General features: G+C 60.1%; 14 protein-coding genes. 3 read left to right on the forward strand and 11 right to left on the reverse strand.

What is annotated here, in order from left to right; genetic code table 11:
* Positions 1 to 31: 31 nt before the first annotated feature.
* A complete protein-coding gene (locus ACTG4B_RS01495) occupies positions 32 to 364 on the forward strand; it encodes a hypothetical protein (protein WP_439153903.1) in 333 nt (110 codons plus the stop codon).
* On the opposite strand, the gene ACTG4B_RS01500 is transcribed toward ACTG4B_RS01495, so the two are convergent.
* Together ACTG4B_RS01500 and ACTG4B_RS01505 are read right to left on the reverse strand one after the other, a co-directional pair.
* Positions 345 to 2837: a GcvT family protein gene (locus ACTG4B_RS01500; protein WP_439153904.1), complete on the reverse strand. Its 2493-nt coding sequence runs from the start codon at positions 2835 to 2837 to the stop codon at positions 345 to 347. The genes ACTG4B_RS01495 and ACTG4B_RS01500 overlap by 20 nt on opposite strands.
* A gap of 126 nt (positions 2838 to 2963) precedes the next feature.
* Positions 2964 to 3950, reverse strand: a complete 987-nt coding sequence (locus ACTG4B_RS01505) for a 2-hydroxyacid dehydrogenase (RefSeq protein ID WP_439153905.1) — start codon at positions 3948 to 3950, stop codon at positions 2964 to 2966.
* 109 nt (positions 3951 to 4059) lie between these two features.
* On the opposite strand from ACTG4B_RS01505, the gene ACTG4B_RS01510 reads away from it, so the two are divergent.
* A complete protein-coding gene (locus ACTG4B_RS01510; RefSeq protein WP_439153906.1) occupies positions 4060 to 4590 on the forward strand; it encodes an SH3 domain-containing protein in 531 nt (176 codons plus the stop codon).
* Here the strand turns inward: ACTG4B_RS01510 and ACTG4B_RS01515 are convergent, their stop codons facing one another.
* The 4 genes from ACTG4B_RS01515 to ACTG4B_RS01530 all read right to left on the reverse strand — a co-directional run bounded on the left by ACTG4B_RS01515 (position 4591) and on the right by ACTG4B_RS01530 (position 8575).
* Positions 4591 to 5328: a peptidase gene (locus ACTG4B_RS01515; protein ID WP_439153907.1), complete on the reverse strand. Its 738-nt coding sequence runs from the start codon at positions 5326 to 5328 to the stop codon at positions 4591 to 4593.
* 68 nt (positions 5329 to 5396) lie between these two features.
* On the reverse strand, positions 5397 to 6197 hold the full coding sequence (locus ACTG4B_RS01520; RefSeq protein WP_439153908.1) for a transglutaminase family protein: 801 nt from the start codon (positions 6195 to 6197) through the stop codon (positions 5397 to 5399).
* Between the two features lie 5 nt (positions 6198 to 6202).
* The gene (locus tag ACTG4B_RS01525; protein WP_439153909.1) at positions 6203 to 7144 is read right to left on the reverse strand and encodes an alpha-E domain-containing protein; all 942 of its coding nucleotides are present in this window, start codon (positions 7142 to 7144) and stop codon (positions 6203 to 6205) included.
* A 3-nt stretch (positions 7145 to 7147) separates the two neighbouring features.
* Positions 7148 to 8575 (reverse strand): circularly permuted type 2 ATP-grasp protein, encoded by a 1428-nt coding sequence (locus tag ACTG4B_RS01530; protein WP_439153910.1) that lies wholly within the window; start codon positions 8573 to 8575, stop codon positions 7148 to 7150.
* A 193-nt stretch (positions 8576 to 8768) separates the two neighbouring features.
* On the opposite strand from ACTG4B_RS01530, the gene ACTG4B_RS01535 reads away from it, so the two are divergent.
* Positions 8769 to 9677, forward strand: coding sequence for a cation diffusion facilitator family transporter (locus ACTG4B_RS01535; protein WP_439153911.1), 909 nt, complete (start codon positions 8769 to 8771; stop codon positions 9675 to 9677).
* A gap of 12 nt (positions 9678 to 9689) precedes the next feature.
* Here the strand turns inward: ACTG4B_RS01535 and ACTG4B_RS01540 are convergent, their stop codons facing one another.
* The 5 genes from ACTG4B_RS01540 to coaBC form a co-directional block, all read right to left on the reverse strand.
* A complete protein-coding gene (locus ACTG4B_RS01540) occupies positions 9690 to 10235 on the reverse strand; it encodes a cytochrome P460 family protein (protein WP_439153912.1) in 546 nt (181 codons plus the stop codon).
* A 112-nt stretch (positions 10236 to 10347) separates the two neighbouring features.
* Positions 10348 to 12375 (reverse strand): M3 family metallopeptidase, encoded by a 2028-nt coding sequence (locus ACTG4B_RS01545; RefSeq protein ID WP_439153913.1) that lies wholly within the window; start codon positions 12373 to 12375, stop codon positions 10348 to 10350.
* A gap of 113 nt (positions 12376 to 12488) precedes the next feature.
* Positions 12489 to 13529 (reverse strand): HesA/MoeB/ThiF family protein, encoded by a 1041-nt coding sequence (locus ACTG4B_RS01550; RefSeq protein ID WP_439153914.1) that lies wholly within the window; start codon positions 13527 to 13529, stop codon positions 12489 to 12491.
* On the reverse strand, positions 13526 to 13981 hold the full coding sequence (dut, locus tag ACTG4B_RS01555) for a dUTP diphosphatase (RefSeq protein ID WP_439153915.1): 456 nt from the start codon (positions 13979 to 13981) through the stop codon (positions 13526 to 13528). Before dut ends, ACTG4B_RS01550 begins: the two co-directional genes overlap by 4 nt.
* Positions 13978 to 15171, reverse strand: a complete 1194-nt coding sequence (gene coaBC, locus ACTG4B_RS01560; protein ID WP_439153916.1) for a bifunctional phosphopantothenoylcysteine decarboxylase/phosphopantothenate--cysteine ligase CoaBC — start codon at positions 15169 to 15171, stop codon at positions 13978 to 13980. The genes dut and coaBC overlap by 4 nt, the downstream gene beginning before the upstream one ends.
* Positions 15172 to 15192: the final 21 nt, after the last annotated feature.

The following is a 15192-nucleotide window of genomic DNA, read 5'->3' on the forward strand; positions in this document are numbered from 1 at the left end:
AAACCGGTGACTGCTGCACCATCTAGGCAGCATGGATGACAAGAAACACAAGGCTATCCGCCACCGCTTTGACAGGCAATTTCACCGCATGTCCAAGGTGGTCCCCGGTATCGACCAGATCCGCAGCCCGGGCTGGATGATTTTGCGTGTCATGCTGGCCGTGGTGTTCATCCTTGGCGGATTTCTGGCCATTCTGCCCGTGTTCGGCCTTTGGATGATCCCGCTGGGGCTATTGCTGCTGGCTGTGGATGTGCCCGCGCTGCAGGGGCCGATCGCGTCACTGATCATTCGCGGACGCCGCAGGGCGCATACCCTGCGGCGCAAGTTTCGCGGCAAACGACAGGTCAGCCATCCACCCGAATAGTGGTGTTTGACGGATCATAGGGGCTGTCCTCGACGATTGTCGCGGGCCACAGTTGATCCAGCATCTTGACCTGCAGTCTGGTGCCGACGACAGCCATATCCGGGCGGACATAGCCCATGCCAATGGATTTGCTGAACGCCACGGAATAGCCGCCCGATGTCAGGCGCCCCACACGGGTTTCGCCGTCATAAATCGCCTCGCGGCCCCATGGGTCGGCATCGTCGGGGCCGTCGATCAGAAGGGTGACGCATTTGGAACGGATACCCTTGGCCTCCATCGCTTCCTTGCCGTGGAAATCTTTGGACATGTCAACGAAACGCGGCAAATCAGCCTCAAGCGGGGTGGCGTCGCGTCCCAACTCGTTGCCAAAGGCGCGATAGGATTTTTCCTGCCGCAGCCAGTTCTGCGCCCGCGCGCCTACCAGCTTCATACCATGCGCCCCACCTGCTTTTTCCAGCAGATCGAACAGATAGTTCTGCATCTCGATCGGGTGGTGCAGTTCCCAACCCAGCTCACCTGTATAGGCGACCCGGATCGCGTTGACCGGGCACATGCCCAGTTCGATCTGGCGGGCAGACAGCCACGGGAAACGCTTGTTGGACAGTGCGGTCGCTGGGTCCGCGTCCTTGATGACGGCGTTCAGAACATCGCGCGATTTCGGGCCGGCAATGGCGAATACACCCCATTGGGTCGTGACGTTCTGCACGTCGATCCGGCCAAACTCCGGCTCTTTATCCGCGACCGCCTTGCGCAGGTAATCCGCGTCATAGGCTGTCCACGCACCGGCGCTGACCAGATAATACTCGTCGTCCTTCATGCGAACGATCGTATATTCGGTGCGCGTCGTGCCGTGGCTGGTCAGCGCATAGGTCAGGTTGATGCGCCCCACCTTGGGCAGTTTGTTGGTAGTGAACCAATCCAGAAACGCCGTCGCGCCGGGGCCTTTGACGACATGTTTGGTGAACGCAGTCGCGTCGATAAGGCCAACGCCTTCGCGGATCGCCTTGGCTTCTTCCACGGCATATTGCCACCAGCCACCGCGTCGGAAAGACCGCGCATCATGGTCGTTGAAGCCTGCGGGTGCAAAATAATTCGGGCGTTCCCAGCCGTTCACGAACCCGAATTGCGCGCCACGGGCCGCCTGCCGGTCATAGGCCGGTGCCGTGCGCAGCGGACGGCAAGCCGGGCGCTCTTCATCCGGGTGGTGCACGATATAAACGTGGTCATAGGCTTCTTCGTTCTTGCGCGCGGCCCATTCGGTCGTCATCCAGTCGCCATAGCGCTTGGGGTCAAGTGACGCCATGTCGATCTCGGCTTCGCCATCGACCATCATCTGCGCAAGGTAATAGCCAGTGCCGCCAGCAGCTGTGATGCCAAAGCTGAACCCTTCGGCCAGCCACATGTTGTGCAGGCCGGGCGCCGGGCCAACCAGTGGGTTGCCATCGGGGGTATAGCAGATCGGGCCGTTGAAATCGTCTTTCAGGCCGCTTTCCTCGCAGGACGGAATACGGTGGATCATCGCCATATACTGGTCCTCGATCCGTTCCAGATCGAGCGGGAAAAGGTCAGCGCGGAAACTGTCAGGCACGCCGTATTCGAACACGGCAGGGGCGTTTTTCTCGTAGACGCCCAGGATCCACCCCCCACGTTCTTCGCGCACATAGGACTGCGCGTCAGCGTCGCGGATAACGGGGTGTTCGGGGTTGCCCGCCGCGCGGTATTCCACCAGTGCGGGATCCTGATCCATGACGATGAACTGGTGCTCGACCGGAATCGCGGGAATCTTGATACCCAGCTTTTTGGCTGTCGTCTGCGCGTGGTTGCCCGAGGCGGTGACCACGTGTTCGGCGGTGATGACGATCTGTTCGTCGGAGGGGACAAGGTTGCCGCCCTTTTCCACCATCTTGGTGCAGGTCACTTCCCAATGGGTGCCGTTCCAGTGAAACGCATCGGCCTGCCATTTGCGCACGATGTCCACACCGCGCTGGCGCGCACCCTTGGCCATCGCCTGGGTCACGTCGGCAGGGTTAATATAGCCGTCGGTGTTGTGATAGAGCGCCCCTTTCAGGTCAGAGGTTTCGATCAGCGGCCATTTCGCCTTGATCTCGTCCGGGGTCATCCAGACGTAGGGCACATCGCAGGTTTCGGCGGTGGACGCATACAGCATGTATTCATCCATGCGGTCCTGCGTCTGCGCCAGGCGCAGGTTCCCCACGACAGCAAAACCGGCATTCAGGCCTGTTTCGGCCTCTAGCGTCTTGTAAAAATCGACCGAGTATTTGTGAATGTGGGTCGTCGCAAAGGACATGTTGAACAGGGGCAGCAGCCCCGCCGCATGCCATGTGGAACCGGATGTCAGTTCATCGCGTTCCAGCAGCATCACATCGTTCCAGCCCGCCTTGGCCAGATGATAGGCGATCGACGTACCAACGGCACCGCCGCCCACGACCAATGCTTTGACTTGCGTTTTCATGATGGCGATTCCCCTTGGCAGATATGCAAGGCCATTTGCGCGAAAATCAGTGCCGCACGTCAGAACCAGCCGACATGTTTATGCACGATTGCGACAGGCGTGGCATGATCATGACGCAATACGATGTTAAAGCATCGACGGCACGACCAGATCCGGCGGGCGGTGACCATCGGCAAAGGTCTTGATATTGACGATAACCTTTTCGCCCATCTCGATCCGCCCTTCGCGGGTCGCAGAACCCATATGCGGCAGCAGGATCGCGTTGGGCAACTTTTTCAGACGCGGGTTGATTTCATGCCCGCGTTCGAACACGTCCAGCCCTGCCCCCGCAATTTCACCCGCACGCAGCATCCGGGTCAGCGCGTTTTCATCGATCACCTCGCCACGCGAGGTGTTCACGATCACCGCATCGGGTTTCATCAGTTTCAACCGGCGCGCGTTCATCAGATGAAAGGTGGACGGGGTATGGGGGCAGTTGATGGAAATCACATCCATGCGCGACACCATCTGATCAAGGCTTTCCCAGTACGTCGCGTCCAGCGCATCTTCGATTTCAGGGCGCAGGCGCTTGCGGTTATGGTAATGGACCTGCATCCCGAAGACAGCGGCGCGTTTGGCCACTGCCTGCCCGATCCGGCCCATGCCAAGAATGCCCAACCGGCGCCCTGCGATGCGCCCGCCCAGCATCGCCGTCGGCGACCAGCCCTGCCAATCGTCCGACTGCGCCAGCCTGATCCCTTCGGCCAACCGGCGCGTGACGCCAAGGATCAACGCCATGACCATATCGGCGGTGTCCTCGGTCACGACGCCGGGCGTGTTGGATACATGAATCCCGCGCTGCCGGGCAGTGGCCACGTCGATATTGTCGACCCCGGCCCCGTAATTCGCAATCAGCTTGAGCCTGTCACCCGCACGGCCCAGCATCTTGGCGTCGATCTGATCGGTAATCGTGGGCACCAGCACGTCCGCGTCCTGCATCGCTGCGGCCAGTTCATCCGGCGTCATTGCGGTGTCATCTTCACGCAGGGTGACGTTGAACAGCTCTTTCATCCGGGTTTCGACGACTTCGGGCAACCGTCGCGTAACAACAACACTCAAATGCTTACCCGGCATGGCACGCCCTCCCATGGCTTTTCAAATCATTCCTGTCGTGGCAGGTTGCGCGAAAGGGACGCGCAGCACAAGAACCGCGCACCGAATTTTGAGCAGTTAAGGGCAGACAATGATTGCATGGGTGCAAGGGTTCCGTGTGGTGCAGACAGCGATATGCGCTGTAGTGCTGTCTTGCTGCATGGCCAGCGCACAACCCACCAGCCAGACACCCACGCTTGGCCCTGAAACAAACTTGCCACTGCCAAGGTATGTCTCGCTCAAGGCGTCTGAATCGAACGTGCGGCGGGGGCCATCGCTGTCGCATCGGATCGACTGGGTTTATACCCGGCGCAACATGCCGTTGCAGGTGATCGCGGAATACGGGCACTGGCGGCGGGTCATTGACAGGGACGGCCAGGGTGGCTGGGTGCATTATTCGATGCTGTCAGGTGCCCGCACCGTTTTGATCAACAAGGAAACGACCGCCCTGCGCGCGCGGCCGGATGAAACATCGCTGGAAAACGCGCTGCTGGAACCGGGCGTGATCGCGCGGCTGGGTGAATGCAATGCGGATTGGTGCCAACTGACCGCTGGCGGCTATCGCGGCTGGGCCCCGAAATCGGTTTTATGGGGTGTGGCCCCCACCGAACTTCGCGATTGATCAGTCGTCGAAAGAAAACTCCGGCAGGTGATCAAAGGCCGCTCTCAGCGCCTCGCCCCACCCGCTTGACACCGCATCGTAGTAAGCATTGTCAACCGCGATCCGCCCCACATGACCCAGTTCGAATGCGTCGGTATCGTAGGTCATGTAATCCAGTGGCAGACCGACGGACAGGTTTGATTTGATCGTGGAATCGAAACTGACCATCAGCAGCTTCAACGCCGCCTCGAACTGCATTGCGGGATCATAGGCGCGCACCAGAATGGGCTTGCCGTATTTCGTCTCTCCGATCTGGAAAAACGGGTTGTCATCCGACGCTTCTATGAAATTCCCCTCGGGGTAGATCAGAAACAGGCGCGGCGGCGATCCCTTGATCTGGCCACCCAAGACGATCGTGGCGCTAAAGGTTGCATCGGCGGTTTCGCCCGTCATTGCATTGGCCTGGATCACCTCTCTTAGGGTTTGTCCGACCTCGCGGGCGATCTGAAACATCGATGGTGCTTCAAGGATTGAGGGTTTGCGATCCACCGGTGCCTTGGCGCGTTCATCCAGCAAGCTGACGACCGACTGGGTCGTGGCAAGATTGCCCGCTGTCATCAGGGTGATCACGCGATCACCGGGGATTTCCCAGGTGTGCAGTTTCTTGGCAGTCGAAATATTGTCGATACCCGCATTGGTGCGTGTATCCGCCATGAAAATCAGCCCACGATCAAGCCGCATGCCAACACAATATGTCATCTTACTGTCCGCCCGATACAAACGTATTGCCCCTAGCACGGGGTCGTTACACTGGCGTTAACATGCACCTATTGCTGCTGCACCTGCAAGGCGACTTGCAGGCTTTCGCTGCCGTGGCCGAAACGCATGCCGGAAATGGGGGCCGCGCCGCGGTAATCAAGGGCAGTTGCAACCCGGACATAACGCGCATCTGGCGAAATCGCATTCGAGACATCGAAGCCGACCCAGCCCAGGCCTTCGACGTGGGCTTCGGCCCAAGCGTGGCCGGCATCCTGCAACACCCGGTCATTCATCATCAGATAGCCGGACACATAACGTGCCGGAAAACCCATCGCGCGCGCCGCAGAAATAAAGATGTGCGCGTGATCCTGACAGACGGCATGCCCTGCCGCAATCGCCTGCTCAGCCGTCAGATCGGATGCGGCCTGATCGGTGGAAAAAGGGACTGCAAGCAGAATATGCGTAGATAATGCGTGCAATGTCGCAAGGTCAGTATCTTCGCGCTTCACGCCAGCGACCAGCGCCGCCACACCGGCGCCCGCTTCGGTCAACGGCGTGCTGCGCTGATACAGCCACAGCGGCACAAACCCCATCTGGCGTCCGACAACCCCGGCCCGGTCCGTCACCTCTACCTCGCCTTTGCAGGTGATGCTGATCTCGTGTTGGCCACCGTCAAAACTGATCAGGTCGACGGAATTGGCGTGTTCATCCTCGTATGTGACTTCGCGGCTGCCACCGCGCACCTCAATATCCCATGACAGCACCTCTTGGCCGTCGCGCGACTTGGGGCGCAGGCGCAACTGTTGCAAACCGTAAGGGACGGGCTGATCATATGTATACGTCGTCTGGTGTTCGATTTTCAGGCGCATGGGGGTCACTCTATGAAACGGTAATCGGTTTCGATCTGCTGCCCGAGGGCGGCATTGTCTTTCAGAAAGTCCTGAATGAATTCGTGCAATCCATACTCAAAGATCATGTCGATATCAAAGGTCGAGAACCGCTTGCAGACCCGGTCGGACAGATCGTGACTGGGGTGGCGCGTCCCATAGTCGGTTTCCAGATAGGCAAGGTTATCCTTGATCTTGCTATAGCAGAACGCAAGGCTGCGCGGCAGGCGCCGGTCCAGCATCAGAAAATGTGCGATACTCTTGGGGTCCACTTCGCCGTCATGCAGGGTCTGATAGGCGCGCACGGATGACGTGGCGCGCAGAATGGTTTCCCACTGCACGTTGTCGGTCGCCGTGCCCACATGCATGATTGACGGCAGCAGGATATAATATTTCACATCCAGAATACGGGCGGTATTGTCGGCGCGTTCGAAAAACGTGCCGATGCGCGCGAAATCATACATGTCATTGCGCACCATGGTGCCATGCAGCGCCCCACGCACAAAGGCGCTGCGCTGGCGGATCATCTGCAACACGCGCGGCAGATCGCGGTCACTGACAGGGTTTGCCAGCACATCGGTCAACGCCATGTAACATTCGTTCACGGCCTCCCAGACTTCGCGGGTCAGGGCGGTCCGCACCAGCCGGGCGTTATTGCGTGCGGCCTCGACCACCGCACGCACGCTGCCGGGATTCGTTTCATCGCGCAGCAGAAAATCAATGACCTGCGGGCCGGTGTAGGTGTCATAGCGCTGCAGATACACATTTTGCAGCCCCGTGGAATTCAGGATCGAGGTCCATTCCGACACCGCCGCACTCGAGCGTGTCAGCGATATCCGCAGCCCTGCATCAATCATCCGCGCTGTATTCTCGGACCGCTCCATGTAGCGGAAAAGCCAGAAAAGCCCGCCTGCTGTCTTGCCTAGCATTGCCTACTCCTCCAGCACCCAGGTATCCTTGGTGCCGCCCCCTTGGGACGAGTTCACCACCAGCGACCCTTTGGTCAGGGCCACACGGGTCAGACCACCGGGCGTGATGTCGATGTTGCCCGGCGACACCAGCACATAGGGGCGCAGATCGACGTGGCGCGGGGCCAGCCCCGCATCAGTCAGGATCGGCACGGTGGACAGCGCCAAAGTCGGCTGTGCGATGTAGTTGTCGGGGTTTGCCTCCAGCTTGGCGCGGAAGGCCGCCAATTCTTTCTTGCTGGCAGCAGGGCCGACCAGCATGCCGTAACCCCCCGATCCGTGCACCTCTTTCACGACCAGTTCAGCCAGATTATCGAGCACATATTTCAGCGCTTCGGGTTCCGAGCAGCGATGGGTCGGCACATTTTTGAGGATCGCCTTTTCGCCGGTGTAGAATTCCACGATCTCGGGCATGTAGGAATAAATCGCCTTGTCGTCGGCAATGCCTGTGCCGGGCGCATTGGCCAGTGTGATACCGCCAGCACGATAAACGTCCATGATACCGGGAACACCCAGCATCGAATCCGGGTTGAAATTCATCGGATCAAGATAGTCATCGTCAATCCGGCGATAGAGCACATCAATCGGTTTATACCCTTCGGTCGTGCGCATCGCGACACGGCCATTCACGACCCGCAGGTCGTGACCCTCGACCAGTTCGGCACCCATCTGGTCGGCCAGAAAGGCGTGTTCGTAATAGGCCGAATTGTATATCCCAGGCGTCAGCACCGCCAGCGTCGGGCGACCCTCGCAGGCCTTGGGTGCACAGGCCCCCAGTGACCGCCGCAGCGACCGGGGGTATTGCGACACGCTTTGCACTTTCACCTTGGAAAACAGTTCGGGGAACATGTGCAGCATCGTTTCGCGATTTTCCAGCATATAGGATACGCCCGAAGGTGTGCGTGCGTTATCCTCCAACACGAAAAATTCGTCCGGCCCGGTCCGCACAAGATCGGTGCCGACGATGTGCGTATAAATCCCGCCCGGTGGCGTCACGCCGATCATATGGGGCAGAAATGCCGCATTGCGCGCGATCATGTGGGCGGGAATACGCCCCGCTTTGACGATTTCCTGCCGATGATAAATATCGTGCAAAAACGCATTCAACGCGCGCACCCGTTGTTCGATCCCCTTGGACACGCGCGACCATTCGCGCCCCCCGATGATCCGCGGTATCAGATCAAAGGGGATCAAACGCTCGGCTGCGCTTGGATCCCCATAAACATTGAAAGTAATCCCTGTCAGGCGAAAAAGCGCCTCGGCCTCGGCTGACTTTTCCAGCAGCCGACCGGCCTCCTCGCCCTTGAACCAGTCGTGATAATCGGCGTAGGGCGCGCGTGGCACACCACCTGCCTGCATCATTTCGTCAAAATAATCCGGTCTATTGCTCATTCGGATAGGGTAGCTGGAAACAGCCAATGCGCAATAGGCCTGCACAATGATTGTGCGGTGAACCGGTTACGCCCACATTTTAGGCACAACAAAAAGCCACTGCACAGCAGTTGATGCGCAAAGGAACGGCGCTTAGGTCTGACATCCGCAAACAGGGGTGATACAACGCCCCAAACACCATAGGTCCAGCCCGATGACCCACCGCCATGATACCCGCCTGAACCTGTCCGCCGGCTTTTTGTCGGTGATGGTGGCATTGGTACTGGTGCTGGCGAAACTTTGGGCACTGGGTCAAACCGGTTCACTTGCCGTGGCTGCCACATTGGCCGACAGCGCAATGGACCTGATGATGTCGCTGGGCGCGCTGGCGGCCATCGCCTATGCTGCCAAACCTGCGGACGAAGACCACAATTTCGGCCACACCTCGGCCGAGGATCTGGCAGCACTAAGCCAGTCGCTGTTCATCCTGATCTCAGCCGGGGTGATTGCCGTCGCCGCCATCCTGCGTCTGCTGGACGACACCGTGACCCTGCCCGACCGCGAAGGTCAGGGCATCGCAATCATGGTGTTTTCCATTGCCGTCACGCTAGGGCTGGTGCTGTGGCAGCGCCATGTGGCGCGCAAAACCGATAACAAGGTCGTCAAGGCCGACAGTCTGCATTATCTGGGTGACCTGATCCCGAATATCGGTGCAATCATTGCGCTTTGGGCGTCTGCGACATTCGGGCTTGGCCAGATTGATAGCGTCGTGGCGCTAGGGGCGGCCGCCCTGCTGGCGGTGGGCGCGCTGCGGATCGGCAAGGGCGCGTGGGACGCGCTGATGGACCGGCAGGCAGACCCTGACATGATCGCAGGGATCAGTGCGATTGCCGCAGATTTCCCCGGCGTGCATGGTTACCACGACCTGAAAACACGCGTCGCAGGCAGCCGGGTGTTCGTGAACCTGCATATCGAGTTGGACGGCGATCAAACGCTGGACCAGGCCCATGCGATCGGGGCCGCCCTGCGCCGGGCGATCATTGCCGCCTATCCGCGCGCCGATGTGCTGATCCACAAAGACCCCGTCGGGGTCCAGAAACACCCCGATGATCCACGCCCCTAGCGCGTTGCGGCCTTAGTTCACCGTGACCCGGGCATCTGTGGTAAAGATGTAATCATCGCCACCCGCATTCTGATGGCATGCAATGCACCCGGCATCCGCATCCTTGCCCACCAGACCTGCCAGCGATGCCCCCATCGGGTTCACGTCCAATGTCCCGTCAGGCAGGTATTTGGCATAGAACCAGTTCTGCGTCGCATCGTCATAACCCGCTTCGCGTTCGAACATCACGGTGATGGCGCCCAAATGCCCTTTGGGGTCGGCGATCACTTCGTCCTCGCTCACGTTCATGGGGCCATAGTTCCGCTTGACCACCAGCGCGCCTGTGTGTCCGTCAATCGTGGCCTGGGTATAGAGTGTCTCCAACAGGAACCCGTGCGGATCAGTCCCCGGATAAGGAAACGAAATCATCAGCCCGTCACCCGCCAGATTTTTCTCGATCATGGTATCCCAAAGCGCTGCGGCATACGCCTTGTCCGCATCCGAACCAAACGGCATGGCATCCTGCGCCATTACCGGTGTTGCCAGCGCGACGCCAATCGCAAATGTCAAAATCCTCATTTTACCCTCCTTCTTTCAAACGGGTGCCAATTCACCCACAAGAAAGAGCGTAACCCTGTTGATCGTCACAGCGGGATCAGCAATTGTCACGGTTTGGTGCGCGCCTGAAACGTCAGGCGGCCCGATCCAGCCCGCGCCCTTTCAACAGCGCCCCGACCCCCGGCAACCGGCCACGGAACGCGGTATAAAGATCTGCGGCATCCACCGACCCGCCAGATGACAGCACCGTTGCCTCCAGCCGTTTGGCGATATCCGCGTCAAAGGGGTCGCCTGCCTCTTCAAAGGCGGCAAAGGCGTCGGCGTCCATCACCTCGGACCACATATAGCTGTAGTAGCCGCTGGAATATCCGTCACCGGAAAACACATGGGCGAAATGCGGCGTCGCGTGGCGCATGCGGATCGCGTGGGGCATGCCGATACTTTCCAGTATTTCCGCCTGTTTCTGCATCGGGTCCACCGGGGCCGGGCCATCGTGAAACCCCAGATCGACAAGCGCCGAGGCGACATATTCCACCGTCTGAAATCCCATGTCATAGGTCGTGGCGGCCAGCATCCTGTCCAGCAAATCCTGCGGCATCGGCTGGCCGGTATCCGCATGGGTGGCAAACTCCGCCAGAACCTGCGGCACTTCCAGCCAGTGCTCGAACAGCTGGCTGGGCAATTCCACGAAATCGCGCGCCACCGATGTGCCACTGATACTGTCATAGGTCACATCCGACAACATCTGGTGCAGCGCATGGCCAAATTCGTGGAACAACGTGCGTGCATCATCATAGGACAGCAAAGCGGGCTCTCCATTCTGGGGTTTGGCAAAATTGCACACGTTCAGCACATGCGGGCGGGTATCGCCGCCCAGCCGTTTTTGCGTGCGCAGCGCAGTGCACCAGGCACCCGACCGTTTCGATCCGCGCGCGAAATAGTCACCCATGAACACCGCCACATGACAGCCATCCCGCGTCACCTCCCACATGCGCACATCGGGGTGATAGGTCGGCCCTGTGATTTCCGCAAAATCCAGACCGAACAAACGGTTGGCACAGGCAAAAGCCGCGTCAATCATCCGGTCCAGTTGCAGGTAGGGCTTTAGCTCCGCCTCATCCAGATCGTGCAGCGCCTTGCGCCGCTTTTCCGCATAATAGCGCCAGTCCCATGGTTCCAGCGGGCCGTCAAACCCGTCCGAATGCAGCATCCTTTCCAACACCTTGGCGTCTGCCGTGGCGGCGGCCTTGGCCGGTTCCCAGACCTGCATCAACAGATCGCGCACCGCGTCAGGCGTGCCCGCCATTTCTGTTTCCAGCTTGAAATCGGCGAATGTGTCATAACCCAGCAAACCTGCCCGCTGTTCACGCAAGCGCAGCGTTTCCGCCGCAAGGGCACGGTTGTCGGTCTTGCCACCATTGGCGCCACGCGCCGCCCATGCCTCGTATGCCTTTTGGCGCAGATCGCGCCGGTCGGAAAATTGCAGGAAAGGCACGATCAGCGACCGTGACAGCGTGACCACCGGGCCGCCTGCGTCTTTTTCCGCACCCGCAGCCCTTGCCGTCGCGATCACGAAATCTGGCAGGCCGGTCAGGTCATCGCCATCCAGTGGCATGAACCACGCACGTTCATCCGCCAACAGGTTTTGCGTGAATTGCGTGCCCAGCACCGACAAGCGCGATTTGACCGCGCGCAATGCCTCGGCCTCGGCCCCGTCAAGCTGCGCACCAGAGCGGACAAAGCCGCGCCGCGTCAGCATCAGCACGCGCTTTTGTTCGTCGGTCAGGTCCAGCGCATCACGATCGGCCCAGATCGCCTCTATTCGGGCGAAAAGCGCCTTGTTTTCCGAAATCTCGGACCCGTAGGCGGCCAACATGGGGGCAAATTCGCGCTGCAATCCCTCACGCGCGGGGTTACTGTCGGCACCTGCCATCGGGTAAAATGCGCCCAGCACGCGGCCCAGCGTTTCCTCGGCCTGTTCCAATGCCTCGATCGTATTGGCAAAGGTGGGCGGCTCGGGGTAATCGGTGATCGCAGCGATATTCGCCCGGGCCTCGGCCAAGGCCGCATCGACGGCGGGAGCGAAATCATCGTCCGACATCCGGTCAAACGGCGGCAGCCCGAACGGTGTGTCCCAAGCGGCAAGCAACGGGTTTGTCATGGCAAATCTCCTTTGCCCTCAAGCTAGGTCCGCGGGTCGGCTTTTGCCAGAACCTGTCTCATCATCTTGCCAAAAATACTCAAAAAATGGGCCGGCGCAGCAGGCGCACCACATCAGCCTTTGCCGCCACAAACAGCACAATCGGCGCGCGGTTTGATCGCAATCGTCCGGCTTTCGGCATATAACGCATCATAGATCAGCAACCGCCCCCCCAGCCCCAACCCCGCGCCAGTAATCTGTTTCACCGCCTCGACCGCCATCATCGCGCCGATCACACCGGGCAAGGGCCCGATCACTCCTGCCTCGGCGCAACTGGGCACCAGTGCGGCATCGGGGGCTGTGGGGAAAACGCATTCATAGCAGGGCGTGCCGTGGGCGGGGTCATACAGGCTTATCTGGCCTTCCCATTGCGTAAGCGCGGCGGCGACCAGCGGCTTGCCCTGTGCAACGGTCGTCCGGTTCACCAGATAGCGGGTTGCGAAATTATCGGTGCCATCCAGCACCAGATCATAGTCCGCAAACAGGTCATCTGCGATATCTGCATCCAGCCGCCGGTGATAGGGGCGCACGGTGACGAAAGGGTTCTGGGCCGTCATCGCCTCTGCTGCGGAATGGACCTTGGGCATGCCGATGTTGCGGTCAAGGTGGATCACCTGCCGCTGCAGGTTGGCATTTTCCACCAGATCATCGTCGATCACGCCAATCGTGCCCACGCCGGCGGCGGCCAGATATTGCAGCGCCGGCGCGCCTAACCCGCCAGCGCCCACTACCAGAACGCGCGCATCGCGCAAGGCCTTTTGCCCCTGCCCGCCTACTTCGCGCAGGATTATGTGGCGGGCGTAACGGTCCAGTTCGGTTGGGGAAAACTTGTCGGATTTCGCCACAGGCGCAGCGGTTTGCACCACCCGCGCGCGCAGCAGGCCCAGCACTTTGCGATAGCCCCAAACGATAAACCCAAACGCGATCAGCAAGCCCCAAAGCCGTGCATCGCCCCCTGTCGCGGTGCGCAGCGGATGGCCGTCGGGCAGAACCACCTGCAACATCATCACCGCCAGCAACAGAATGGCAATCATCGTCCACCGCGCCTGATAGGGGGTTTTCATCGCGACACCGATCCCCCAAAGGGCCGCGATCATTGCGCCAACCATAATCATTGGCCGGTGGACCCGAACCCACCGGCGCCACGGGCTGTCTCATCCAGTTCGTCTACAGCGACAAAACGCGCCTGCACCACAGGGGCCACCACCATTTGCGCAATGCGCATGCCGTGCGTCACTTGAAAATCCTCTTGCCCCAGATTGACCAGGATCACACCGACGGGACCGCGATAGTCGCTGTCAATCGTGCCGGGTGTATTGACCAGCGTCAGCCCATGTTTCAGCGCCAAACCGGACCGTGGCCTGATCTGCACCTCGAACCCCTGCGGGATCGCCATGCGAAGGCCTGTTGGGATCAGCGCCCGTTCCCCCGTGGTCAAGATCACGGGCGGCTGGTCTGGCAGGTTCGCACGCAGATCGGCACCGGCGGCACCGGATGTTTCGTATGACGGCAGCCCAAGGCTGGTATCCGCATCATCGACCCACTTAAACTGGATGTCCGGCGTCACGACATCGCCTCTGCAATGCGTTTTGCAAGTGCAGCGGCAACCGCATCCTTGGTCATGCGGGGCCATGTTTCAGACCCGTCCTCCATGATCAGCGTGATCGCGTTTTCAGTGCCCCCCATGATCCCCGTTGCGGGCGACACATCATTGGCGACGATCCAGTCGCACCCTTTGCGCGCCCGTTTGGCTGTCGCATTGGCGATCACATCGTCGGTTTCGGCGGCAAAGCCGATGACCAGACCGGGGCGCCCAGATTTCATCTGTGCAACAGTCGCCAGGATGTCGGGGTTTTCAGAAAATTCGAGTTTCGGCAAGCGGTCACCGTCTTTCTTGATCTTACCCTTGCCCGCATTTGTTACATGCCAATCCGCCACGGCAGCCGCAAAGACTGCCACATCGGCGGGGGGCGCGGCCTGCACGGCGGTCAGCATTTCGCGGGCGGTCTGGACCCTGACCACCTTGACACCCGCAGGCGACGGCACGTCGGCAGGGCCGGTCACAAACGTCACATCGGCCCCCAAATCAGCCAGCGCACGCGCAATCGCGGTGCCTTGTGCACCGGACGACCGGTTTGCGATATAGCGCACCGGATCAATCGGTTCATGGGTCGGGCCGGATGTGACCAGCACATGTTTGCCGCGCAGCGGGCCATCTGACAGGGCCGCATCAATCGCGGCAATGATTTCAGGCACTTCGGCCATGCGCCCCGGCCCGTGTTCGCCGCAGGCCATGTCGCCGTCATTGGGGCCGACGACCAGCACGCCGTCGCCTTGCAGCGTCGCCAGATTGCGTTGGGTTGCCGGGTGGTCCCACATCCGCACATTCATCGCAGGCGCGATCAACACGCGTTTATCGGTTGCCAGCAGCAAGGTGCTGGCCAGATCATGCGCCAGCCCGCCCGCCATTTTCGCCATCAGATCGGCTGTGGCCGGGACCACAACGATCAAATCAGCAGCGCGGGACAGTTCGATATGGCCCATCTCGGCCTCTTCCGTAAGGTCAAACAGATCCTGATGGATTTTCGAGGCGGACAACGCAGCAAGGCTGAGCGGCGTGACAAATTCAGCTCCGGCCCGGGTGAGCACAGGCGTCACGTGCACCTCGCGCTCTCGCAGCCGCCGCACCAGGTCCAGGGCCTTGAATGCGGCAATTCCGCCGCCCACGATCAACAGGATATGTTTGTCAGCCAGCATCTGCCGTCCCCGGTATCACCT

Origin of the sequence: Yoonia sp., from assembly GCF_965660735.1 — a bacterium.
GTDB lineage: Bacteria > Pseudomonadota > Alphaproteobacteria > Rhodobacterales > Rhodobacteraceae > Yoonia.